Annotated in this window: 22 protein-coding genes and 1 pseudogene; 8 read left to right on the top strand and 15 right to left on the bottom strand. The window is 60.4% G+C overall.

What is annotated here, in order from left to right:
• Window positions 1-40 precede the first annotated feature (40 nt).
• Window positions 41-676, top strand: coding sequence for an alpha/beta family hydrolase (locus ACQY1L_RS23205; protein ID WP_430244844.1), 636 nt, complete (start codon window positions 41-43; stop codon window positions 674-676).
• Between the two features lie 27 nt (window positions 677-703).
• Here the strand turns inward: ACQY1L_RS23205 and ACQY1L_RS23200 are convergent, their stop codons facing one another.
• From ACQY1L_RS23200 to ACQY1L_RS23150, 11 genes and pseudogenes are all read right to left on the bottom strand, one after another.
• On the bottom strand, window positions 704-1,498 hold the full coding sequence (locus tag ACQY1L_RS23200; RefSeq protein ID WP_062454443.1) for a DUF1194 domain-containing protein: 795 nt from the start codon (window positions 1,496-1,498) through the stop codon (window positions 704-706).
• A 103-nt stretch (window positions 1,499-1,601) separates the two neighbouring features.
• Complete coding sequence (locus ACQY1L_RS23195; RefSeq protein ID WP_192078735.1) at window positions 1,602-1,778, bottom strand: hypothetical protein; 177 nt, start codon at window positions 1,776-1,778, stop codon at window positions 1,602-1,604.
• A 291-nt stretch (window positions 1,779-2,069) separates the two neighbouring features.
• Window positions 2,070-2,849 (bottom strand): ABC transporter ATP-binding protein, encoded by a 780-nt coding sequence (locus tag ACQY1L_RS23190; RefSeq protein WP_430244841.1) that lies wholly within the window; start codon window positions 2,847-2,849, stop codon window positions 2,070-2,072.
• Window positions 2,846-3,862 carry a FecCD family ABC transporter permease gene (locus ACQY1L_RS23185; protein WP_430244839.1) on the bottom strand — a complete coding sequence of 339 codons (1,017 nt, stop codon included), beginning with the start codon at window positions 3,860-3,862 and terminating at the stop codon, window positions 2,846-2,848. The genes ACQY1L_RS23190 and ACQY1L_RS23185 overlap by 4 nt, the downstream gene beginning before the upstream one ends.
• Window positions 3,859-4,845 carry a FecCD family ABC transporter permease gene (locus ACQY1L_RS23180; protein WP_430244838.1) on the bottom strand — a complete coding sequence of 329 codons (987 nt, stop codon included), beginning with the start codon at window positions 4,843-4,845 and terminating at the stop codon, window positions 3,859-3,861. The genes ACQY1L_RS23185 and ACQY1L_RS23180 overlap by 4 nt, the downstream gene beginning before the upstream one ends.
• Window positions 4,842-5,888 (bottom strand): iron-siderophore ABC transporter substrate-binding protein, encoded by a 1,047-nt coding sequence (locus ACQY1L_RS23175; protein ID WP_430244836.1) that lies wholly within the window; start codon window positions 5,886-5,888, stop codon window positions 4,842-4,844. Before ACQY1L_RS23175 ends, ACQY1L_RS23180 begins: the two co-directional genes overlap by 4 nt.
• Window positions 5,889-5,968: 80 nt before the next feature.
• Entirely contained in the window at window positions 5,969-8,074 is a 2,106-nt protein-coding gene (locus ACQY1L_RS23170) for a TonB-dependent siderophore receptor (RefSeq protein ID WP_430244834.1), read from the bottom strand.
• 293 nt (window positions 8,075-8,367) lie between these two features.
• Entirely contained in the window at window positions 8,368-8,832 is a 465-nt protein-coding gene (locus ACQY1L_RS23165) for a GNAT family N-acetyltransferase (protein WP_249406523.1), read from the bottom strand.
• Window positions 8,833-8,880: 48 nt separating this feature from the next.
• Window positions 8,881-9,174 carry an Rmf/CrpP family protein gene (locus tag ACQY1L_RS23160; protein ID WP_430244832.1) on the bottom strand — a complete coding sequence of 98 codons (294 nt, stop codon included), beginning with the start codon at window positions 9,172-9,174 and terminating at the stop codon, window positions 8,881-8,883.
• 73 nt (window positions 9,175-9,247) lie between these two features.
• Window positions 9,248-10,749, bottom strand: a pseudogene (locus ACQY1L_RS23155) (carnitine 3-dehydrogenase).
• Window positions 10,750-10,754: 5 nt separating this feature from the next.
• Entirely contained in the window at window positions 10,755-11,657 is a 903-nt protein-coding gene (locus tag ACQY1L_RS23150) for a 3-keto-5-aminohexanoate cleavage protein (RefSeq protein WP_430262133.1), read from the bottom strand.
• Between the two features lie 107 nt (window positions 11,658-11,764).
• Between ACQY1L_RS23150 and ACQY1L_RS23145 the strand changes: the two genes are divergently transcribed.
• Window positions 11,765-12,751, top strand: coding sequence for a GlxA family transcriptional regulator (locus ACQY1L_RS23145; RefSeq protein WP_430244830.1), 987 nt, complete (start codon window positions 11,765-11,767; stop codon window positions 12,749-12,751).
• Here the strand turns inward: ACQY1L_RS23145 and ACQY1L_RS23140 are convergent.
• Both ACQY1L_RS23140 and ACQY1L_RS23135 read right to left on the bottom strand, forming a co-directional pair.
• Window positions 12,735-12,893 (bottom strand): YqaE/Pmp3 family membrane protein, encoded by a 159-nt coding sequence (locus tag ACQY1L_RS23140; protein ID WP_082471680.1) that lies wholly within the window; start codon window positions 12,891-12,893, stop codon window positions 12,735-12,737. The genes ACQY1L_RS23145 and ACQY1L_RS23140 overlap by 17 nt on opposite strands.
• 105 nt (window positions 12,894-12,998) lie before the next feature.
• Window positions 12,999-13,499, bottom strand: coding sequence for a hypothetical protein (locus tag ACQY1L_RS23135; RefSeq protein WP_062454454.1), 501 nt, complete (start codon window positions 13,497-13,499; stop codon window positions 12,999-13,001).
• A 264-nt stretch (window positions 13,500-13,763) separates the two neighbouring features.
• Between ACQY1L_RS23135 and ACQY1L_RS23130 the strand changes: the two genes are divergently transcribed.
• The 5 genes from ACQY1L_RS23130 to ACQY1L_RS23110 all read left to right on the top strand — a co-directional run bounded on the left by ACQY1L_RS23130 (window position 13,764) and on the right by ACQY1L_RS23110 (window position 18,356).
• The gene (locus ACQY1L_RS23130; RefSeq protein ID WP_062576745.1) at window positions 13,764-14,543 is read left to right on the top strand and encodes an SDR family oxidoreductase; all 780 of its coding nucleotides are present in this window, start codon (window positions 13,764-13,766) and stop codon (window positions 14,541-14,543) included.
• Between the two features lie 67 nt (window positions 14,544-14,610).
• On the top strand, window positions 14,611-14,844 hold the full coding sequence (locus ACQY1L_RS23125; RefSeq protein ID WP_113110177.1) for a hypothetical protein: 234 nt from the start codon (window positions 14,611-14,613) through the stop codon (window positions 14,842-14,844).
• A 249-nt stretch (window positions 14,845-15,093) separates the two neighbouring features.
• A complete protein-coding gene (locus tag ACQY1L_RS23120) occupies window positions 15,094-15,549 on the top strand; it encodes a MarR family winged helix-turn-helix transcriptional regulator (protein ID WP_062576743.1) in 456 nt (151 codons plus the stop codon).
• Entirely contained in the window at window positions 15,536-17,248 is a 1,713-nt protein-coding gene (locus tag ACQY1L_RS23115; RefSeq protein WP_430244826.1) for an MFS transporter, read from the top strand. The genes ACQY1L_RS23120 and ACQY1L_RS23115 overlap by 14 nt, the downstream gene beginning before the upstream one ends.
• A gap of 37 nt (window positions 17,249-17,285) precedes the next feature.
• Window positions 17,286-18,356, top strand: a complete 1,071-nt coding sequence (locus ACQY1L_RS23110; RefSeq protein ID WP_062576739.1) for an HlyD family secretion protein — start codon at window positions 17,286-17,288, stop codon at window positions 18,354-18,356.
• Between the two features lie 109 nt (window positions 18,357-18,465).
• On the opposite strand, the gene ACQY1L_RS23105 is transcribed toward ACQY1L_RS23110, so the two are convergent.
• A complete protein-coding gene (locus ACQY1L_RS23105) occupies window positions 18,466-19,548 on the bottom strand; it encodes a glycoside hydrolase family 25 protein (protein ID WP_062454464.1) in 1,083 nt (360 codons plus the stop codon).
• Window positions 19,549-19,858: 310 nt separating this feature from the next.
• On the opposite strand from ACQY1L_RS23105, the gene ACQY1L_RS23100 reads away from it, so the two are divergent.
• Complete coding sequence (locus ACQY1L_RS23100) at window positions 19,859-21,565, top strand: glycoside hydrolase family 13 protein (protein WP_430244823.1); 1,707 nt, start codon at window positions 19,859-19,861, stop codon at window positions 21,563-21,565.
• A 53-nt stretch (window positions 21,566-21,618) separates the two neighbouring features.
• Here the strand turns inward: ACQY1L_RS23100 and ACQY1L_RS23095 are convergent, their stop codons facing one another.
• Complete coding sequence (locus tag ACQY1L_RS23095) at window positions 21,619-23,844, bottom strand: heavy metal translocating P-type ATPase (RefSeq protein ID WP_430244822.1); 2,226 nt, start codon at window positions 23,842-23,844, stop codon at window positions 21,619-21,621.
• Between the last annotated feature and the right edge of the window lie 35 nt (window positions 23,845-23,879).

Raw genomic sequence — 23,879 nt, 5'->3', positions numbered from 1 at the left:
AAAAGGACTTATCCTCAGTTTGCGGAAGGGCGTCTTGACGATGGCGACACAATTTCTGATCGATGGACGACAAGACGCGCCGGTGACCATCCTTCTTGCGCATGGCGCAGGCGCTCCGATGGATTCAGGCGCGATGACAGCCGTCACTGAGGCTCTCGCTGCCGAAGGGTTTCGCGTGGCGCGGTTCGAGTTCGCATACATGGCGGCGCGGCGGGAGGGCGGCAGCAAAAGGCCGCCACCGAAAGCCGAACGATTGCAGGACGAATACCGCCAGGCCATCGGCGATCTCGATGGGAAATCGAAGCTGGTTATAGGCGGAAAATCCATGGGCGGACGCGTCGCCAGCATGGTTGCTGACCTGGAGTTTGCCGATGGCAGGATCGCCGGTCTCCTCTGCCTGGGTTATCCGTTCCACCCGCCGGCCAAGCCGGACAAGCTCCGCACCGCACATCTGAGCGACCTTAAGACGCCGACGCTGATCTGCCAGGGAACCCGCGACCCGCTCGGCAGCGAAGAGGAGGTCAAAGGCTACGATCTTTCGGACGCGATCGAACTCCTGTGGCTTCCCGATGGCGATCACGATCTGAAGCCGCGAAAAACCGTTTCAGGCTATTCCGCCGACGATCACCTGAAGACAGTTGCGGCCCACGTCAAAAGCTGGTCCGCGCGGCTTTGATCCCGACAGCCCTATTCTGCGTCCCGGTTAACGGTCGAAAATGTCCTGCCACTGTTTCTCGCCCATCATGCAATCGCTTTTCGGCCCGGACGCAATCTTCATGACTTTCTCCGGAGGCGTGATGCCGCTCACCTCCATCACCAGCTTGCGGCGCACCGCAACTGCGAAATCCTCGATGCGGTGAACCGGGAGAACGAAGGAGCCCGGACCACCCGTCACGCAATCCGCGTAATACTTGTCCAGGCCGCCCGGTGCACCAGACGGTCGCAGCATCAGAGCCAGACCGTTGATGACGATTCCGGCCTCGACCGCCTTGTTCCTTGCAGGCTCAACCGGGTTGCCGGAATTGTTGGGCCCATCGCCCGAGATATCGATGACCTGCCGCATGCCCCTCAACGGGTTGGAGACGATCATCGTCGCCCCTTGCGTGATCGCCGCGGAAATCGACGTCCGCCTCTGTGTCTCGATCGGACGCGCTGCCAGTTTTTGCGTAAAGACGAGCGCATCCTGCGCATTTTCGATCACGTGCCAGTCGATGACCGACCCCGGCACGACCCCGCCAGCCCATTCGAAATAGCTGATCGCAATGCGGCCGGTCATGCCTGACCTGACCGCATCGAGAAATTCCCTGTGCTGGAGAGCTTCGATATAGCCTTCGCGCTGGATGGCGACCTCTTCGAAATCCATGGAACGGGAGGTATCGACGGCGAGGACGAGTTCGACATCGACCTCGCCGGACGGACCGCCCGCAGTGGCAGGCGATTGTACGACGGGCGTTGCAGCCGAAGACAGGCTGATCAGCATCGCGAGTGTTGCAAGCATCTGCACTCCAATCACTGCGTTTGTACTGGTGAAAACAGTAACACAGGATTGGAAAGCTTCGATGCAGTTGCGCGAACTCGACTTCAACTCTCAGTGATGAGACTCATTCTGCAGGCGTCACCTCCTGCTGGGCGCCTTGTGTGAGCGCTTCGACAAGGCAATCCATGATCGCTTTTCTGAGCGCGTAGGTGCTTGCGCTGGTTCGCTTGCGGTCAAGGCACTGCGCGGCTTCGATCAGGCTCATACCGTGGTGGACGACAATCTGATGGGCCCTGTTCATGGCCCAGTATTCGACTGATGAACTCTGGTCTTCAAACCTGTGGCTTACTGCGTCCAATGTGGCCTCACTAGATAAATGCATCGTGACGGCGAATCATTTGCTGAGCAGAATCTAGCGCAACAGTATAGATTCGTGAATCCGGCACGGATTTGCTTCGCGGCAATAAACATTCCAAATTCTTAAGCGAAAACAATCACTGTTAGTTTTCATGAATGAGATCTTCCCCGCGATGTGAATATATATCACGTTTCTGGCGCGAGGCTTGTCGGCATGCCGCCGGCATTGGCCAGTTTACCGCGGGACGACCATCGGTTTTCCCGTCACCGGATCGGCAATGATCATTGATTTCAAACCGAAAGCCTCGTCGAGATTGGCTTCCGTCATGATCTGCTCGGGGCTTCCGACATCCACCAGTCCGTTACTGCCGAGCAACACGAGATGATCGGAAAACCGGACGGCTAGATTGAGATCGTGCAGTACGGCCACAACCGTCGTTCCGTGGTTGCGATTGCGCTCGCGCAGCACGGAAAGCACGTCCATCTGGTGGCTGAGGTCAAGCCATGTCGTCGGCTCATCGAGCAAAAGGTAGGGCGTATCCTGTGCGAGCACGAGCGCGATCCAGGCCCGCTGCCTCTGGCCGCCGGACAGTTCGTCGAGCGGCCTGTCGGCGAGATCGGCAAGGCCGACCTGTGACAACGCCCGTTCGCAGGCGATCGCATCGGTCTCGCTCCAGGGCGCGAGCAGTCCGCGCCAGGGTGTGCGGCCTCGCCGCACCAGATCAGACACACTGATGCCTTCCGGGGCCTTGGATGCCTGCGGCAGGATGGCGAGCCTTCGTGCGAGAGCTCTCGTGTCGATCTTCGCAATATCATCCCCCCCCAGCGTCACAGTGCCGTGCAGCGGCGGGATAAGCCGTGCCAACGCTTTCAGAAGCGTCGATTTTCCGCATCCGTTCGGCCCGAGAATGGTCGTGATCTTGCCGTCCGGCAGTGTGAGCGACAGATCCTGGATCACGATCCGGTCGCGATAGCCAAGGGTCAGGAGTTCGGTTTTCAGCGCCTTGCCTGTCACAGGTCTCCAGTCTCCATTTCACGCGAGAGCAGCCACAGTAGATAGGGCGCTCCCATGATCCCTGTCATCACGCCGACCGGTAGCTGCAGACCCGGCACAAGCGAGCGCGCGACGAGATCCGCGAGTACAGTAATTGTGGCACCTGTGACGGCGGCTGCTGCAAGCCGCGATCCCGGACTGCTGGCCTTAGTCATCCGCGAGCCGAGCGGCCCGGCCATCAGCGCCACGAACGGCACCGGCCCCGCCACGGCGACACCGGCGCCGGCCAGCAGCACACCCGTGGCGATCAGCAGATATTTCGACCGGCGCACACGCGCGCCGAGACCCGTTGCAAGCTCATCGCCCAGTTCGAGCAGGCCGAGCGAGCGCACCTGAAAGGCCAGCAAAGCAAACAGAACGCCGCCGGTGGAGGAAACCTGAAGCGCATGTCCCCAGTTGCGGGCGGCCAGAGAGCCTGCAAGCCAGCGCTGCGCATCCGCAGCCTCCTGGAGCGGCAGGCGGGTCATCAGGAAGCTGCTTGCAGCAGAACAGAAAAAACCCATTCCGAGGCCGACGAGAATAAGCGTCAGCGCCGCCTGCGTACCGTGCCGCCGGTAAGAAAGTCCCGCAACAATGACAGCCGCAATCAGTCCGCCGGCGGCGGCCAGAAATGGCAGCGGCAGGGAAAGGCCTAAGGCGACGCCGCAGATCACCGCAAGGCCAGCGCCTTGCATGAAACCCATCACATCTGGCGCCGCCAGCGGATTGCGCAGCAGGATCTGGAAGATCGTGCCGGACGCACCAAGAACTGCCCCGACACCGACTGCCGTCGCAATTCCCGGGCCTCGCAAGACACGCAGCGTCAGCGCTCCTGGCCCGGTCCCCGTCCATAGACCGGTCCACAGATCCTGCGGTGTCAAAAAGATCTGGCCGAGCATGAGCGATGCGAGAATGGAGGAAAGCAGCAGGCCAACCAGCAGGACGACGCCAGCCCTGCCGCCACCCCTCGCCCGACCATTGCCTCGCGCCGTCACGATGTCGCTCCGGGACGAAGCCGCCGTGCGATGATGACGAAAGCCGGGGCACCGATCAGCGCCGTCATGATGCCGACGCGAATTTCCGATGGTGCGAGGATGATACGCCCGAGCGTATCCGCATAGAGCAGAATCGACGCGCCGATGACTGCGGCGGCCATCAGCTCGAACCGCAGGGCGTGTCCGGCGACGCGCCGTGCGAGTGGCGGGACCAGAAGGCCGATGAAAGCGATGGGGCCCGCGACCGCGACCGCAGCACCCGTCGTGAGCGTGATCGCCACGAGGGCTCCGGCCTGCACGCGCGCCGGTTTCGTGCCCAGCCCGCGGGCAAGCGAAGACCCGAGTGAAAGTGCCTCGATGCGCGGCGCAATCAGGAGAGCCACCCCGATACCGATGGCAGCGGCGCTCCCCATGCCGGCGAGCGGACGCGCGCCAGCCTGTGCCAGCGATCCTGTGATCCAGAAACGGAGAATTTCGAGCGTCTCGTTGCGGGCAAGGACGATGGCCGAGACCAGAGACAGAAGCATCGCATTGAGCGCTGTGCCCGCGAGCGCCAGCCGGACGGGGCCTGCATCGCCGCGTAGTCCACCGCCCAGCATGAACACGGCGGCGGCGGCGAGTGCTGCGCCCGGAAAGGCCATGGCAGACATCAAGCCACTATCGGACCGCCCTGTCAGCAAAGCCGCAATCACCACTGCGAAGGCGGCACCGGAGTTGACGCCCATGATGCCGGGATCCGCCAGCGGATTACGAGTGAGCGCCTGCATGATCGTGCCGGCGATACCGAGGCCCGCACCGGCGATCAGCGCCGCGACAAGGCGCGGCATTCGGACGGAACCGATGACGATATGGACCGGATTGCTCTCATCATATGCAAAGATTGCCTGGAACACATCGATAGGCGTGACATCGCGCACCCCGACGCCAAGTGTCAGCACCACGGCGAAGAGGAAAATCAGGCCAAGGATGGCAGCTGACTTCACGGGGCAAGCCCGGCGGCAACGCTTGATGGAACCTTTGTCTCGGCTTTTCCGTCCAAAGCCAACCCGATCTCCGCTTCAAGCCGCTCAAGCGCGAACGGCAGGGAAAGAACGCTGCCGAAGGTCAACGCTCCGGCCAGAAGCGCTCCGGCCAGGACCTCACGACCCTCGACATGGGCCTTCAGCGTCTTGCGCATCGGCATTGAGACGATGTCCGGCACGGCATCGGACGTGGAGACCCAGATCAGCAGGTCCGCGTCGAGACTGGAAAGATCCTCCGGGGAAAGCCGGGCGTAAAAACCCTCGTTTGTTTCGAGGTTGGCGAGTGCTGGCGGCGGCCTGAAACCCAATTCCTTCAGGAACGTCGCGCGGGTATCGGTGCCGATGAAGGCACCGGTTTCTCCGCCGAAATTGTAGGCGCAGACAGCGGTCTGTTCCGCCCATTGCGGATGCCGTGTCCTGATGTCCGCAAACCTCGACTTGACGCCTTCGATGAGTTCCTCAGCCTTGCCAGTGTTGCCGACCGCGCGACCGATGACGCGGGTCTGGGCGTCCCAGGTGGTGCCATAGGCGAGATCGCCCTTTTCCTGCATCAGGACAGGCGCAATCTGGGATAGGATATCGTATTCGGCCTGCGAGATACCTGATCCGATGCCGATAATCAGGTCCGGTTGGAGCGAAGCGACGATCTCCATTGACACTTCACCCGAGATGACCTGCGGCTGGGCATCGCCCATCAGCGCCTGGGCCCAAGGCCAGACGTTGTAGGGATAGCCTCCGAACCATTGGCGCGTGGCGACAGGGACGACACCCAGCGCCATGAGAGGATCATGGGTGGAGTACCCGAGCGAGACCACACGCCTGGCCGGCTGCGGCAGTACCGTTTCACCGAAGGCATGGACAAAGCGAAGTTCGTCTTCCGCCATCGCGACACCAGGAAGGCCTCCGGTCGCCGCAGCGGCAAACCCCGACGCGATAGCCGTCAGAACCTGTCGTCTCGTGGGTGCAACGATACCGAAGCCGATCGCTGTCTGGCAGATAGGCATCTGTAAACGGTCCTTTCCACAGTCATGTCTTGGTATAATCAGGTTTCACAGTTCGAGTGCCCCATTGAGGCGAAGCCCGGTTACCAAGTGTATTTCAGCGTTGCGAGAACCGTACGGCGATCGCCGTAATAGGCGGTGTTGCTGAAGCCGTCGATCTGGCTGATATATTCCTTATCGAGCAGGTTCGTGACGTTCGCCGAGAGAGCGACGTTGTCGCGGATCTGATATTTCACGGCTGCGTCGAACAGGACCCTCGACGGAACGGGATCCGTGTTGGCGTTATCGGCATAGGAACTGCCGACCAGGCGTCCGCCAACGCCGAGCGTCAGATCGCCGCGCGCGCCGTTGCCGGGAAGCGTGTAGTCGAACCATGCCGACGCCATGTGCTTGGGAACCAGATACGGCCGGTTGCCGACGAGAGTGGGGTCGACATCCTCCTCGATCTCTGCATCCAGGTAGGAATATCCGGCGGTAAAGTTGATCCGATTGGACAGCGCGACCTTGGCTTCCAGTTCGAGACCGCGAACGTTGATCTTTCCGACCTGGTACTGTGCCGAATAGTCCGGTGCCCATTGTGCAACATTGGTCTGCGTCAGGTCGAACAGTGCCGCCGTGAAGAGCGCATCGATGCCGGTCGGCTCATACTTGATGCCAATTTCGTACTGCCTGCCTTCCTGCGGTTTAGGGGTGCCGATGAAGTAGCTGCGATTGGCCGCAACCGGAAGGAAGGATTCCGAGTAGTTGGCGTAGACAGAGACTTCGCTCGTGGCCTTGTAGGTCACACCGGCTCGCTTGGAGAAATTCTCGTCGACCGCGTCGTAGTCGGTGCCGTAGGAGGTACTTTCAGTTTCGGCATGGTCATACCTACCGCCGACGGTAAAGATCAGACGATCGTCGTAGGTCAGCTCTTCCTGAATATAGAGACCCTTGGTCGTGAGATCGGACTCGGACGCAACGCCGGCACCGAATGACACGCAGCTTCGACCGCAGTATACCGGATTGCGGATATCGCCGACGCCGAGTGCAGTACCGTCAAACCGCATTTCCTCGTTGCTGTCGCGACCGTAGTCGAAGCCGAACAGCGTCCGGCTGTCGAAGGCACCAAAGCTCGCCTCGTATTGCAGCTGGTTGTCGATGTGGAAACGCGTGGATTCGCCGTAGACTGCAAGAGCGTTCCGGCTCGTGGCTGGATCAGCCGAATTGTAGACACTCTCGTAGGTGACATCGAGTTTGGTGTACCTGGCGTTCTGGCGGAACTCGAGACCATTGCCGAAATCGTGGCGGAACTGGTAACCGATATTCTTCTCGATTACGTCCATGTTGTCGAAATCTTGCTCGCCGAGATAGGTCTCGGAATCGATGCCGGAGCCGAGCGGAATGCCGTGAGACGTGCTGCCGTCACGCTTGTTGTAGTCCATCAGAAGCGTGAAGGACGTATCCGCGGTCGGAGACCAGGTCAGCGCCGGCGCGACGTAGATGCGATCGTCCTCGGTCTCGTCGATCCCTGCGTCGGCATTCTGCCACTTGCCGGTCAAACGATAGCTCCAGATACCGTCTGCATCCAGCGGGCCGCCGAAATCGGTTCCAGTCTCGACATGACCGTCGCCGAGTGTCGTGTAGACTTCGCCGAATTTCTCGTCCTGCGGAAGCTTGGTCACCGCATTGACGATACCACCCGGTCCCGACAGTCCGAACAGAGACGAGTTGGAACCCTTCAGCACTTCGATGCGCTGCATCGCATAGGGTTCGATACGGTTGGTCGTAAAATCGCCACCCGTGTACATCGGGAGACCGTCGCGATAGGTCGCGTTGCCGGTCGAGTAGAACCCGCGGATCAGATAGTGATCGTAGCGATTATCGGAGCCGTAGATGTCGGTCGAAACACCCGGCGTGTAGGCCAGAGCCTCGTCGAGCGTCGTGACGCCGCGCTTTTCCAGTTCTTCTTCCGTCACGACGGAAACCGAAGCGGGCGCGTCGAGCAGAGGGGTATCGGTCTTGCTGCTGGAACGGGAAGCCTTGGCAACGATCGTCGCATCGGGACCCACTCCATTGCCACCGCTTTCGAGCACAATCGGGGCGAGCGTTGTGCCGGTGGCATCAGCTGTCTGTGCAAGAGCCTGCAGCGGCAGCAGGATTGCCACACTGGAAAGAAGCGCTATCCGTTGGGCGCTTACCCGGCGCCCCATCGAAATCCGTGAAAAACGATTGATTTGAAAAGGTCTTGACCGAAACGCCACGCGAAATTCCCCTCGTACTAAAATTCCTTCCACGACGCCCCGCCGCTTCAGACCAAGCGGAAAGGAAATCATGATTATTTTGATCAGGAATTATCGGGAGGGCTTTTGCAAGTCAACGGCTGAACTCTTTTGCTCAAAGCAAGAGTTGCCCGGAACGGGAAAGCGGGGTCAAACTGTGGCAGGAATGTCATAGCGAGGGTGCTGGCTGTCCGTGCTTCCTGGATAGGACGGCGCTTTCTAAGCTAGCTCCGTTCAGCCAGCGCGTTCAGTTTCGCACCCTCGAGACGGTAGAAGATGTGGGTTTCCTTCCGCTCGCCGCCGAGGTCGTCGTAGAACTTCAAAAGCCGCTGGTTCGTGCGCGCCGCCGTCCAATCGACGCGGCCAAACTTCCGTTCGACGGCAATCGCTGCAAGCCGCTGCATCAGTTTGATACCAACCTCTTGGCCCCGCTCGGAAGCTGACACGAAAAGCTCTTTGAGGAACAGGCCCGGCACCAGGCCGGGACCGGGAAAGATCGAAGCGAAGGCGGCAAAGCCGATCACGCGGCTGGTTCCGGCGACGATGATCTCGGTATTGAGCGGCCGGTTGAGAATCCCCGCGACGATTGCGTCCCGCGGAGGGCAGAACACGCCGTAATAGTCCTGCATTTCCTCGAGCAGTCCCGCAAGTTCATCGGTGTCCCCGGCGCTAAACGGACGAATCTGCATGATTTTTGCCTTATTGCGATACGTGTGATCGTCCGGCAGAAAAATCAATCAGCTCGGATCCTGATATCCTTCCAGCCAAAGTGCGCGACGGTCAAGATCATCCGTGTAAGGGCAGGTGTCCAGCGTGTTGCCGCTTGCCGCGGATCTCCGGCCTTCTCTCACGATGATCAGCCGTTCCGAATCCGTCAGTGTATCAGGCTGGACTGCGGTGCTGTCGATGGCTACTTCCACCCGCACCCCCTGTCCCCGCAACGCATCGATCGAAGAGACGGCATCCTGCGCCGTTGCGAAACTTTCCCGAATGATCTGATCGCCTCGGACGGCCCTTAACTCGTAGGTCATGGCGCATCTCTCCTTGTTGTCAGAAACAGAGGAGATGCGGTTATTGTTCCGGCCGCCTAACGCTTCCGCTGAGCTAATTTTTCTGCCCGACTGAGCGGCCTGCCCCGTCCGGGAACGTTAGCTTGGCATGCGCCTGCGCAATCGGCGCAAGCTTTGCCATCACTTCCGGAGGAGCGACAACGGATTTGCCGGCGCTTGCATCCACATGCAGCATCAGTTGCTCTGCCGTCGCGATGATGCCGTCAGTCTTCGAGTCGTGAATGGTCGAGAAAAATCGGACGCGCTTTTCGTCGACGGACAGGATCTGCAGTGTGGCGTAGATCGCCTGGCCGAGCTTGGCCTCGCCCAGATGCCGGATATGCGTCTCGACCGTGTAATAGCTGTGGCCCGCCTCGACATACGCGAAGTCGACGCCGATCAGGCGCAGCAGGGCATCGGACGTGTCGCCGAACACCTGGAGGTATCGGTGCTCCGTCATGTGGCCATTGTAATCGACCCAGGCGGCGTTGACCTTGGTATCGACCAGCCGCAGCGGGGCCGAGGTGTCGACGGACAGGCTTGTCCCCTTGCCGTTTCCGCCACCTTCGGACCAGAGATGCGTCTCGAACTCGGACAGGATTTTGCCCGCGCCCCAGCCCTTGCCGCCGTCGCCGGCCTTCAGCGCCTGCATGATTCCGACGAGGTTTTCATCCCGGATCCGCTCCAAATCACGGATACCATAGGCGCCGGACTGGGCATCCGATTGGGCTGCGATCTTGTCGACCAGAGCGTCGTCGAGATCGACCACGTCGGTCAGCTTGGTCCAGGGCCAGGCGAGGCAGGGGCCGAACTGCGCCAGAAAATGCCGCATGCCCGCTTCGCCACCCGCAATGCGGTAGGTTTCGAACAGTCCCATCTGCGCCCAGCGCATGCCGAATGAATAGCGGATCACATCGTCGAGTGTCTCGGTATCGCAGATATCGTCATGGATCAGCCACAGCGCCTCGCGCCAGAAGGCTTCCAGCAGACGGTCGCCGACAAAGGCTTCGATCTCCTTCTTGAGGATCACGCCCTTCATGCCGATCGGCGCCAGCCGCTCGCGGGCGAGAAGCAGGGTCTCCGGGCTTGTGCGTTCGCCGCCGACCAGTTCGGCCAGCGGCAGGAGGTAGACAGGGTTGTAGGGATGCGCGACGAACATACGCTCGGGATGCCGCATGTCGCGCTGCAGTTGCGTCGGCATCAGCCCGGATGTGGACGAGCCGATCAGCGCCTTCGGATCGGCAGCGGCATCGATTTTCGTCAGCACGCCGCGTTTCAGCTCCAGCCGTTCCGGGACGCTTTCCTGGATCCAGTCGGCGCCTGTTACCGCCTCCTCCAGCGTCGCGCAAAAGGTGAGCTTTCCCGGGGCGGCAGCGGCGCCATGGTGAGCATGCCATAGGCGCGCTCCGCATTGGCCACCACCTCCGTGACGATGCGCTCGGCATCCGGATGCGGATCGAAGATGGAAACGTCGATGCCGCCAAGCAGGAAACGCGCGGCCCAGGCGCCACCGATGACACCGCCGCCGATACAGGCTGCCTTCTTGATCTTGCTCATGCCGGTCACCTTTTCTGCAGCTTGAGTTTTTCGCGCACCTCGGCCGGGCCGATGATCTTTGCGCCCATGCCCTCGATCACACCGACCGCTTTTTCGACGAGCTGCGCATTGGTCGCGAGTTGCCCCTTGCCGGCATAGAGATTGTCTTCAAGACCGACCCGCACATTGCCGCCGGCCAGCACCGCTGCCGCCGGATAGGCAAGCGCGTTGCGGCCGATCGAGAAGGCCGAGAACGTCCAGGTTTTCGGAACGTTGTTGACCATGGCCATGAACGTGTTCAGGTCGTCGGGCGCGCCCCATGGAATTCCCATGCAGAGCTGGATCAGCACCGGATCCTCGATCAGGCCTTCCTCGACGAGTTGCTTGGCAAACCACAGATGGCCGGTATCGAAAGCCTCGATCTCGGGACGCACGCCAAGCGCCGTCATCTGCCTTGCCATTTCGCGCAGCATCGACGGCGTGTTGGTCATGACGTAATCGCCGAGCGAAAAATTCATGGTGCCGCAGTCGAGCGTGCAGATCTCCGGCAGGCACTCCGCCACATGCGCCACACGCTCGGTCGCGCCGGCCATGTCGGTTCCATCAGGATTGACCGGGAACGGCGCTTCGACATTGCCGAACACGAGGTCGCCGCCCATGCCGGCGGTCAGATTAAGGACCACATCGACATCGGCCGAGCGGATGCGATCGGTCACTTGCCTGTAGAGTTCGATATTGCGGGCCGCGGCACCGGTTTCCGGGTTGCGCACATGGCAGTGAACCACGGCGGCTCCCGCCTTCGCCGCGTCGATCGCAGAATTGGCGATCTGCTTCGGCGTGATGGGCACGTGTGACGATCGTGATGTCGTATCTCCGGCACCCGTCACGGCGCAGGTTATGAAAACCTCGCGGTTCATCTCAAGCGGCATCATATGCTCCTTCTGATTGAGCGTATTACGACCGAGAGGCGGATGGAATGCTTTGCATTATCGGAGCCATTTCATACACTATCGGCAATCAGCACGGATTACGGTGAATGAGCCAAAAGGCCCCCAGTCAGCACTTCGATATCCTTCTTCTGCCAGAGACCAACCTCATCCTTCTGGCGTCTGTGATCGAACCGTTGCGGGCTGCAAATCGCATTGCCGGGGGCGACCTCTATCGCTGGACACTGCATTCTCCTGACGGAACGCCGGTCGACACGACATGCGGAATACCGATCGCGGTGGCTGGCGCGTTTCGACCGGCAAGGGAAACGGACCCGCTGTTCGTCTTGTCGAGTTATGACTGGAAGAAAAGCGTCACGAACGACCTGAAGGCGCAGCTTGCTCGCACAGCGAGACATCGAAGCCTGATCGCGGGTATTGAGACCGGAACCTTCGTGCTGGCCGAGGCTGGCCTGCTGGACGGGTCGCGTGCAACCATCCACTGGGAGGATCTGGAGGCCTTTTCGCTGGTTTATCCGGAGGTCGAGCTTGTTCGAGACCGCTTCGTGATCGACAGCAAGCGCATTACGACAGGCGGACCGGTTCCGACGCTCGACCTGATGCTGGAACTGATCCGCAGGGCCCATGGCCATACGCTTGCGCTCGAAGTGTCCAGGCTGTTTCTCTATGAATACGGTCACCGCCTAGACCGCGAGCATGGTTCGGCCGTCACTTCCGTCAGACAGGGACGCGACGCCAGAGTTCAGGCGGCGGTGCGATTGATGGAGGAGACTGTCGATGCTCCCTTGGTTCTCACCAGGCTCGCAAAGCGCGTAGGTGTAAGCGCCCGGCATCTTCAAGACATGTTCCAGACAACGATGGGTGTGGGACCACACACTCATTATATTGCCCTGCGTCTGAACGCAGCCCGACGAAGGGTCATCGAGACCTCAGGGACGATCGCCGACATAGCCGCCGAGACCGGTTTCAACTCGGCTTCCGCCTTATCGCGCAGCTACAGGGCGCAGTATCGCGAAAGTCCGAGTGAGACGCGACGGCGCGTCAAGCGCCGCGATCCTGTTATTTCTTCAGGATGACCCACAGCGCGTGCACGATACCCGGAAGAAAGCCGCACAGGGTGAGGAGGATGTTCAGCCAGAAGTGGAGGCCGAGGCCGACCTGCAGGAACACGCCAAGCGGCGGCAGGAGGAAGGCAAAAAGGATGCGGATGATGTCCAAAATTATCTCTCCGAATGATCAATGGCGCAAGACAACGTGCAGTGCAGCGAAAAGTTCATTTCCCCGCCCTGCGGTCGAGGTGCGTGGCGAGGCGCTTTCGAGCGCCTACCGGGTTAAATTGATGCTGCTGGTTACGACGGTCTTGCCCGTGCTCGGATCCTTGTCGACCGTCTGTAGACGCAGGCTGCCAGCACCGCGCGATTCGATTGTCATATTGGCAGTCCGATCGCCGTTGATGACACGTGCCCAACGGACGGACAGATTGATCCGGTTGCCGGATTGTCTTCCCGAAAGGGTCGAAGGCTGACCGGAAGGGCCGGTATAGGTGCCGCGGTAGCCATTGCCGCTTTCCTGAAGTGTGGCGGATATTTTGCGCTGGACGACCAGCAGGCCGCGGCAGGTGCCGTCCATCGAAAACGCCGTGCGCCCACCCGACATATCGAATTTGCACGTCACGTTGATCGGCTTTGCACCGATGCGCGTCACGACGGTGCCGACGCCGGTCCAGCTGCCCTTGAGCGTGGGAAGAAAGGAAGACTCCTGTGCCGATACGGGCAAGCTGAGAAGGCTGGCGATGCAGGCGATGATCGGGCGGCGAAAGCGCATGGGTTGGCTCCATCTGAGATTGCTACCCAACGTCGCAAACGCGTTTGGAGTTCCCCCCTCCAAAGCAGGATCCGGCGGAGCCTGAACGAGAACTGTGACGGGCTCGAATGCGGGACGCTGCCCTTGATCCTGGAGCTCCTATTAAGAGGCGCCGGCGACGGGGGTCTCTCCATGCGGTCACTTTTGACGTCCGGATTGGGAACCACGATTTACGTTTGCCGTTTGCCCTTCGCTGATTTTCGCGTCGCAGCAAGGAATGTGCTCATGGAATTGAAAACGCAGGTCGCCCTGGTCACTGGCGCCGGATCTGGAATTGGCAAGGCGGCAGCGCTCAAGCTGGCCCAATCGGGAGCCAGAATCGGGCTTCTCGGCCATACGCGCAGCGAACTGGAAGAGACGGCTGACGAAATCACGGCCGGAGGCGGCGACGCCCTCGTGCTGGATGCCGACGTTGCGGACGAAGCCGCAATGAGAGCAGCGGTTGATCATCTCGTCGAAGCCTATGGCCAACTGGACATCGTTGTGATCAACGCCGGTATCAATGGCGTCTGGGCCCCGATCGACGACATGAAGCCGGACGAGTGGGACACCACGATCCGCGTCAACCTGCGCGGCACCTACCTATCCTTTCACGTCACCGTGCCGCATCTCAAGAAACAGGGCGGGTCGGTCGTCGTAATCTCCTCGATCAACGGCAACCGCACGTTCACAACGCCGGGCGCTACCGCCTATTCTGCCACCAAGGCTGCCCAGGTTGCGATGGTGCAGCAACTGGCACTCGAACTTGGCAAGCACAGGATCCGCGTGAATGCGATCTGCCCGGGATCGATCGGGACAAGCATCGACGACAATACAAGTCTTCGCGGCAAGGACGAAACGGCTGTCCCTGTCGTTTTCCCGGCAGGGGAAATTCCGATCACCGGAGGCAAGGCAGGCGAAAGTGAGGATGTTGCTGACGTCGTGCTGTTTCTAGCGTCCAATCGCTCCCGTCACATCACTGGAACGCCGATCTTCGTCGACGGCGGGCAAAGCCTTCTTCGCTAAGATGTAAAGGCGTGGAACCAGTCGATGACATTCGCGTTACTGTCCGCCATCAAGGAGGGCAGGAAACGTGAAGAATTTTATTATCGCAGCCGCTATTGCTATTACATCGACTGTATCATTTGTACCTTTTGCACAGGCTCAGAGCGTTACGATCGTTACCGACGACCGCCGTGGACCGCCGCCGCCGCGCATGATGCGCGAACGTGACCGTCATCATCAGCGCCGCGGTTGCGTCGTGAAGAAGGTCAAGACGATGCGTCACGGTGCCGTGATCATCAAGGAAACGAAGGTTTGCCGCTAACACCAAGTGCTGGCCGCAGGTTTTCTGCGATACAGCGATAAGTCCTGCCGCGCTTCCCAAGAGCGCGGCATTTTCTATGGAATAGGCACGTCAGTATGGGAGCGGACACTCCGGACCCATGCAGCAGAACGGGGTCCGCAATGCGATAATGGCGTTGCTGAAGCCGGCAGACAGGGCGATCCCGACCTTGAACCGGAATAGTACGCATGCTAACTAATGGTCATCATAAACTTAGCACACTAACCTTTTATGGATCAGGATCTCGCAAGCTCTGATTTTCTGGAATCGCTTACCAAGGTAAGCCGGAAAATCCGCACGGCGTTCAATCAGCAGGTCACCGCCCACGGCCTGACCTATCCGCGCGCCCGTGCGTTGTTTCGGCTGACTAAAAAGCAGAGCATGACACAGACCGAGCTTGCGTTTGAGCTTGAGCTCGAGCAGGCGACACTGGTCCGGCTGCTTGACCGCATGGAACAGAACGGCCTGATCGAGCGCAGGCCCGATCCCGGCGACCGACGCGCGAAACTGATCTCGCTGACGTCCCACGGCAAGGAGCAGGCAGACTTCGTGCGCTCCCTCGCGGACCAGATCCGGAAACAGATTTTTGCAGGCCTCGACCACGACGATATCCGCCGTGCCAACGACCTCCTGGACGCGATCGGCACCAATCTTGCCGATCTGGAGAGCTTCAATGTCATCACGTGACACAACAGTCGTGAAAGACGACGTCGAAAATTCAGATGCGAGCCCCGATGCGGGGCGATCGGCCGCCTCAGCTGTGCAGGATGCGGCCCCTGCCGTTGCGCCGCCTGTAGCCCCCCCGGCTTTCGTTCCGAAACCGCTTCCGATTGCGCTCCTCTATGCATTCGCGTCGATTGCCGCGGCGGTCATGCAGGGCCTGGGCACAAGTCTGATTTCGGCCAACCTCCAGCAGATTGCCGGCCCGATGGAAGCGACCCAGACCGAAGCGTCCTGGCTGGTGGCCGCCTATCTGTTTCCCAACGCCAGCCTTGGTCTGTTTCTGTTCAAGGTCCGCACGCAATACGGTATCCGCAACTTCTGCGAAATCGCCATTATCCCTTACGTGATCATCAGCTTGGCACATCTGTGGGTGAACGATCTCAGCGTTGCCATTGCCCTCCGGTTTTTTGCGGGAGCCGCGGCCGCGCCTGTCTCCTCCATCGCAATTCTCTACATGCTGGAGATCTTTCCGCCGGAGAAGAAGCTGAATATCGGTATCTGTCTGGCGCTGATCGGTCTGCTTCTGGCAACGCCGATTGCCGGTCTCGTGTCGCCATCGCTGCTCGACGAGCGCGACCTTCAGGGCCTCTACCTTCTGGAACTGGGCCTCGCACTGATCGTGTTCGGCCTTGTGTTCCTGCTGCCACTCACCTCGCCTCCAAGAGCCAAGGTGATCGCGCCGCTCGACTTTGTCAGTTATGCGCTTCTGGCCACCAGCATGGGATGCCTTGCCGTCGTCTTCACCATGGGCCGCCTGTATTGGTGGTTGGAAGCGGACTGGCTCGGCTGGATGCTTGTCGTCGCGATCGTCACCGGCGTTCTGATGACGATCATCGAACTCAACCGCAAGACAAACCTGATCGACGTGCGCTGGATCACCTCGCGCGAGATCATCCATTTTGCAGGCGTTCTCCTGGTCTTCCGCATGCTTTTGACCGAGCAATCCACAGGCGCGATCAACTTCTTCAAACAGCTCGGGCTGTTCAACGAACAGATGGCTGGGCTCTACTGGGCGATCCTGATTGCCAGCGTGATTTCAGGCCTCGTCTGCGCGCTTGTGATGAAGCCCGGCCGGGAAGGCTTCATCCACCTCGTCGCGTTGATCCTGATTGCGGCGGGATGCTACATGGACAGCCAATCCACGGTCCTGACCCGGCCGGAACAGATGTATGTCAGCCAGGCCATGATCGCATTCGGAAGCGGTCTGTTTCTACCGCCGGCCATGGCGGTGGGTTTTGCCGCCGCGCTGAAGAAGGGCCTGACCTACGTCATCAGCTTTATCGCTGTCTTCCTGTTTACCCAGAAGGTCGGCGCGTTCCTCGGCAGCGGCTTGTTCGGCACCTTTGTCACCTGGCGCGAGCAATATCACTCGTCGATCCTGACATCCCGACTTCTGCCCACCGATCCGATGGTGACGGCGAGAATCCAGCAGTATGTCGGCGCCTACGCGCGGTCGACATCCGATCTGACCCAGCGCACGATCCAGGGCACCACGACCTTCGCCAAGGCCGTTCAGCAACAAGCCTATGTGCTCGCCTATAACGACGCCTTCTACGTGACTTTCCTGATCGCAATCGGCGCGATCGTGATGCTTGTATGCCATCTCGCGTGGACCCACCGCGATCGGCTCATACCGCATGCGTCTGCCTCCACGCAGGCCTGACCGTCAATTCGATACACTTTAGAAAAAGAACAGAGCTATGAACGCTGCCTTCAGATCCATTTCCACATACGTCGCGCTGATCGTCGGGATTGTCGGCGTGTTTATCGTGCTTTACGCCTGGAACCTGCCCCCCTTCCACGGCACGGTCGAGACCACGAACGATGCCTATGTCCGCGGACAGGTGACGTTGCTCAGTCCGCAACTGGCGGGAGTCATCGTCGACGTGCCGGTGCAGGACTACCAGAAGGTCAAGAAGGGCGATCTGATCGTCAAGATCGATGACCGCATCTATGCCCAGAAGCTCGAACAGGCAGAGGCGCAACTCGCCACCGCTGAAGCTTCGCTCGACAATTCCGAGCAAAGCCGCAAATCGGCGGAGGCCAATATCGTCTCGGCAAAGGCCGGCATCGAAAGTGCGCAGGCAGCACTGAACGCGGCCAAGCTGACCTATGAGCGCACCGAGACTTTGCTCAAAAACAACGTCACCACCCAAAGCGAGTCGGAGAAGAACCGCGCCGCCTATGACCAGGCGCAGGCGAGCCTCCACCAGGCACAGGCGACCGAACTGGTGGCCGAACAGGACCTCAACACGATCGTCGTCAGTCGTCGTTCGCTGGAAGCGAGCGTCGGAAGCGCCAAGGCCGCGGTCGAACTAACGCGGATCGACCTGCAAAACACCAGGATCATCGCACCGCAGGACGGAACCCTTGGAGAGGTGACCGGCCGCATCGGTCAATATGTTTCCGTTGGCACACAGGTCGCTTCGCTCGTGCCCAATCACGTCTGGGTGGTCGCAAACTTCAAGGAAACCCAGCTGGAGAACATGACCGTCGGCCAGCGCGTGACATTCACGGTCGATGCTCTGGGTCATCAGGCGTTCACGGGAACGATCGAGCGTTTCGCCCCGGCGACAGGCTCGGAATTCTCCGTGATCAAATCCGACAACGCGACCGGCAACTTCACCAAGGTCGCTCAGCGTATTCCGGTGCGCATTGCCATCGATACCGAACAGGCCCTGACGGACCGTCTTGTGCCCGGCATGTCCGTCGTGGCCAAGATCGATATCGCTCAGGAGAGTGCAGCAGCTGCGGAGGTAGAGACGCGCTAAGCCGAAGTGGCGATGGCGTCAGCGGAACCTGCATATCCCGGATAGCAAAACGCCCCGCATCAGACGCTGACGCGGGGCGCTCGCCGATTATCGTCTGAAGTCGATCCCATCAGTTGCGGGCGACCCAGTCATGCCAATCACCCTCGCCGCCGCGGAAGACGTTGAGATCGATCTTACCCTCGACGCCCTGCGAGAGGCCGGATCCGGAATACTGCCAGAACACCCATCTGCGATCGGGATAGACCACCGACGGATGCTGAGCGACCGCGCGCAACCAGAATGGGTAGTTGAGGAATTCGCCGCGCAGGTTGTCCTTGTAGAAATCCGGCGCCGTGTAGATCACCGGCCGCTTGCCGTAATGACGCTCCAGCATGTCCATGAAGACCTGCATCTTTTCGAGCACCTTGGCGCGCGACAGACGCATTTTGCAGCTCGACTCGCCGTTATATTCGACGTCGATCACAGGCGGCAGCGCGTCGGGATCTTTCGGAACATTGCGGATGAACCATTCGGCCTGGTCGCTCGCAACGCGGCACCAGTAGAAGAAGTGGTAGGCACCGCGCTTGACGCCGGCCTCCTTGGCCTTGCGCCAGTTGGTCTTGAACATCGGATCCAGATGATCGCCGCCGTCGGTCGCCTTGATATAGGCAAAGTTGGCGCCCTGCGTCCGCAGCTTTGCCCAATCGATATCGCCCTGCCAGCGAGAAACGTCGACGCCGTGAACGGACATCTTTCGTGGCGAGACCTTGCCGAAATTGATCGGTTTGGCATCGCGGAAGCTGTGGCTGTAGATCCGCGAGCGGCCACCCGGCGAAACCCCGAGGCCTGGCCTCATGTCGGGCAGGGAAACCGGAGTGAGCGCCGATACGGGCCGCTGAGCCGGCATCGGCATGCCGACGGTCGTGATCATCGGATTGCCTGGCGCTTCGACCGAAGGACCCGGCGCGATGTTGCGGAACGCCGGCGACTGCGGCACAGGCCCGCCCCAGGCCAATGGCTTCTGCGGTGGTGACGGAATGCCGGCCGTCGTCCCGACGTCGACAGCGGGAACCAGCGGAGCCGTTCTTGCAGCCAGACGCGACGTCTTTGCAGACCCGGATGAAGCGGGCACAGCGGATTCCAGATCGCTGCTGGAGGTACATCCAGTCGCAGCGAGGGCCAGAACGAGCAGTGATACAGCCGTAAGACGCATAAGGAACCCGTACTCGATACAAAACGGAATCCGTGCAGCAGACGATCAGCGCCGCACGTTTACTAACGGGACCTTACCGGGAAATACTGAATGCAATCTTTACGGAGGTGCTCCAAGCCCTGCAGGATGACGTCTAGAGAGGCGAAATCGATAACACTTCAGTCACGAGGGCGTCAGGTGAGCGCAATGAGCCCGCGAGGGGCGCCACGCGATCGGCCAGGCAGTCTTGATTTGATCCGGAAGACGCTCGTTTGGAACTCTCCATGCGGCGTTGGCGTTCGGTTGTCGAATATATCTCAAGGAGACATGGATGGACCAGTTACGGGATCAGCTCGAGGATCAGCTGGCAGCACTTGTCCAGGAAGCGGCGCCACCCCTCGAACGGCAGTGGTGGCATAGCTCGACCGTCTACCAGATCTATCCGCGCAGCTTCTGCGATCTGAACGGTGACGGCATCGGCGATATTCCGGGCATTATCTCGAAACTGGATTATATCGCGTCTCTCGGCATCGACGTCATATGGCTCTCCCCGATCTTCAAATCGCCGATGGATGACAACGGTTACGACATCTCGGACTATCGCGATATCGCGCCCGAATTTGGAACGCTTGCCGATTTCGATCTGCTGGTTGCCGAGGCTCGACGCCGGGGCATCGGCATCCTGCTCGATCTGGTTGTCAATCACACGTCCGACGAACACCCGTGGTATCAGAACTCACGAGCCTCTCTCGACAATCCGTTTCGTGACTTCTACGTCTGGCGCAAGCCGGGTCCTGACGGCGGACCGCCCAACGATCTCCAGTCGACATTCGGCGGCCCCGCCTGGACGCTCGACGAGACGACCGGCGAATACTACCTGCATCTCTTCTCGCGCCGCCAGCCCGATCTGAACTGGGAAAACCCAAAGGTCCGTGCCGAAGTTCATGACATGATGAACTGGTGGCTGGAACGCGGCATTTCCGGTTTCCGGATGGATGTCATCGATTATATCGGCAAACAGGTGGACCAGGGCGTGGTGACCGACGGTGCGCACCTGCACGAATATCTACAGGCGATGAACCGCGAGACCTTCGGTGGCCGCAACGTCCTGACCGTCGGCGAGGCGTGGAGTGCCACACCTGCATCGGCACTTCTCTATTCCGGTCGCGAGCGGCAGGAACTCTCGATGGTGTTCCAGTTCGAACACGTGACCCGCCAATGGGATGAAACCTACGGCAAATGGCAGCCGAAAACCTTCGACCTCATCGAACTGAAGTCGGTGCTGAGCAAATGGCAGAACGCGCTGGCCGACGATGGCTGGAATTCCCTGTTCTGGGGCAATCATGACCTGCCGCGTGCCGTTTCGAAATATGGTGACGCTACAGGCTATCCCGTCGAATCCGCCAAGATGCTGGCGACGGTCCTGCATCTGCTGAAAGGCACGCCGTTCATCTATCAAGGCGAGGAAATCGGCATGACCAACATGCCGTTTAGCGCGATCGAGCAGTACCGTGATATCGAGACGCTCAACATGTATCAGCTGCATGTGGATGCCGGCCGTTCGCCTGAGGATTTCATCATGGGCGCCAACGCGAACGGCCGCGACAACGCCCGCACGCCGATGCAGTGGAACAGCGCAGCTTATGGCGGTTTTTCCACCGTGGAGCCCTGGATCGGCGTCAATCCGAACTATGCGTCGATCAATGCGGACGTGGCGATGAGCGACGAGCGTTCGGTCTGGAACCATTATCGCCAGCTGATTGCCTTGCGGAAATCCCATCCGGTCATCGTCTACGGCAAATACCAGTCGTGGCTCGACGACAATCCCGACGTCTTTGTTTACACCCGCAAACTGGACAGGGACCTACTGGTCGTCATCGGCAGTTTTTCAGCGCATGAGGTCAGTCTGGACCTGCCGAAAGAACTGAAGATATCCGGCAATTGCCTCATCTCCAACTACCAGCCGATAGAAGCGCTGGGTGAGACGGTGGTTCTGAAGCCGTATGAGGCCTTCGCCATCCTGCACCGGATGCCATGACGAAAAGTCTTCAGTTTTAGAGAGCCCTGCGCCCGTAAGCGCAGGCCACACACCTATTTCCGCAACAACCTGAGCGCATTGATCGTCACCAGAACCGTTGCGCCGGTGTCGGCCAGGATTGCCGGCCAGAGCCCGGTCACGCCGATCACCGTCGTGACCAGAAAGACGGCCTTCAGCCCGAGCGCGATGGTGATGTTCTGGTGGATGTTGCGCATCGTCTTCTTCGACAGGGCAATCATTGCTGCGATATCTGCCACCCGGCCATGCAGCACAGCGGCATCGGCGGTTTCGAGCGCAACATCCGTGCCGCCGCCCATGGCGATGCCGACATCCGCCGCAGCCAGCGCCGGCGCGTCGTTGATGCCGTCCCCGACCTTACCGACGACGAAACCGTCACGCTTCAGTTCACCGACGATCCGGCTCTTGTCTTCAGGAAGAAGGTCGGCGCGGACCTCGATGCCGAGCTCCTGTCCGATTGCACTTGCCGTGCGCGCATTGTCGCCGGTCAGCATCACCGTTTTCACGCCCGCTTCGGTCAGAGCCAGAAGCCCAGCCTTGGCATCGGCGCGCGGCTCGTCGCGCATGGCGATCGCACCGGCGAGCACACTGCCGACGATCAGCACGGAAACCGTTTTGCCCTCGTCATTGAGCGCTGCGATCCGGCGGCTATGCGCCATCGACATCGGCACCCGCTCGGCGGCAGCCTTGGGAGAGCCGAAGAAGACGTCCTGTCCCTCGACCTCTGCTGTCAAACCTTTTCCGCCGAGCGCCTTGCCGTCGCTAGACTGCGGAATGACCACTTCGTCTTCTTCAGCTTTCGCGAGGATGGCCTTTGCAAGTGGATGGCTGGAGCCGATTTCCAGCGCGGCCGCAATCCGCAGCACCTCATCGGCACTGTGGCCGAACGCAATGACATCGGTGACCTGTGGCCGTCCCTCGGTCAGCGTGCCGGTCTTGTCGAGGGCGACGGCGGTGAGCTTTCCGAGTGTCTCCAGCACGGCACCGCCCTTGATCAGCAGGCCACGGCGGGCACCGGATGAAAGCGACGCAGCAATGGCCGCAGGCGTCGAGATGACAAGTGCGCAGGGGCAACCGATCAGCAGGATGGCAAGCCCCTTGTAGATCCATTCGTTCCAATCACCACCGGCAATGAGCGGCGGCAGGATGGCGACCAGAGCGGCAACGGCAACGACGCCGGGCGTATAATAGCGCGAGAAGCGGTCGATGAAGCGTTCGGTCGGCGCCTTCTTTTCCTGCGCTTCCTCGACAAGGCGAACGACGCGGGCGATGGTGTTGTCTTCGGCAGCAGCGGCGACACGCACCCGAAGCGCGCCATCGGTGTTGATGGTGCCGGCAAACACGACATCGTCGACGCCCTTGGCAACCGGCGTGCTTTCGCCCGTCACGGGCGCCTGATCGACCGCGCTCTGGCCCGACATGATGACGCCATCGGCGGATATCCGGTCGCCGGGCCTGACCAGGATGATCGAACCGATCGCAAGGCTTTCGGCCGGCACGGTTCGCGTCTGGCCGCCCTCCTCCAGGAGCGCTTCCTTCGGGACCAGAGCGGAGAGGCTTCTGATGCTGTCGCGTGCCTTTCCGGCCGCAACGCCTTCCAGCAATTCACCGACGAGAAACAGGAAGACGACCGCCGCTGCTTCCTCCGATGCATCGATCACAACGGCGCCGAAAGCTGCGATCGTCATCAGCATTTCGATCGAGAACGGCGTGCCGGCGAGCGCTGCCATGATCGCGCGCCGCGCGATCGGCACGAGACCGATCAGCATCGCGGCTGTGAAAATATAGGTCTCGTAAGCGGGAAACAGGTGGCCGAGCCCATAGGCAACTGCAAATGCCAGGCCGGCTATAATGGTCAGTCGGCCCTTGGCGGATTTCCACCATGGGCCCTCCATCGGGCCGTGGTCATGCCCATGCAGGCCTTCAGTGGCGGCTGTGTCGCGCTCATGATGGGAATGGTCATGACTGCTTCCATGATCGTGATCATGATGGTCGGCGTGATCCGCAACGGGAATGACCGGCTCAGCCGAACGATTCCGCTGCGAAAGCTGTCTCAGCGGATAACCGAGACCGGAAACACGCTTTTCGACGGCGCTAAGATCGACGCTGTCATTGTGGCTGACCGTCATCGTGCCCGCGGCAACCGATACCGAAACATCCTCGACGCCGGGCATGCGGCGGACAGCCGTGTCGATCTTGGTGGCGCAGCTGGCGCAGTCCATGCCGCCGACCTTGTATCGCGCCTGATTTACTGCCGTCATCGTGCTGGTTCCCTGCCGTTCGTCTCAGATCACCT

The sequence above is a fragment of the Neorhizobium sp. DAR64862/K0K3 genome, from assembly GCF_050500185.1.
Classification (GTDB): domain Bacteria; phylum Pseudomonadota; class Alphaproteobacteria; order Rhizobiales; family Rhizobiaceae; genus Neorhizobium; species Neorhizobium soli.
Note: the sequence above shows the minus strand (reverse complement) of the source record. Positions and strands in the feature narration are given on the sequence as shown.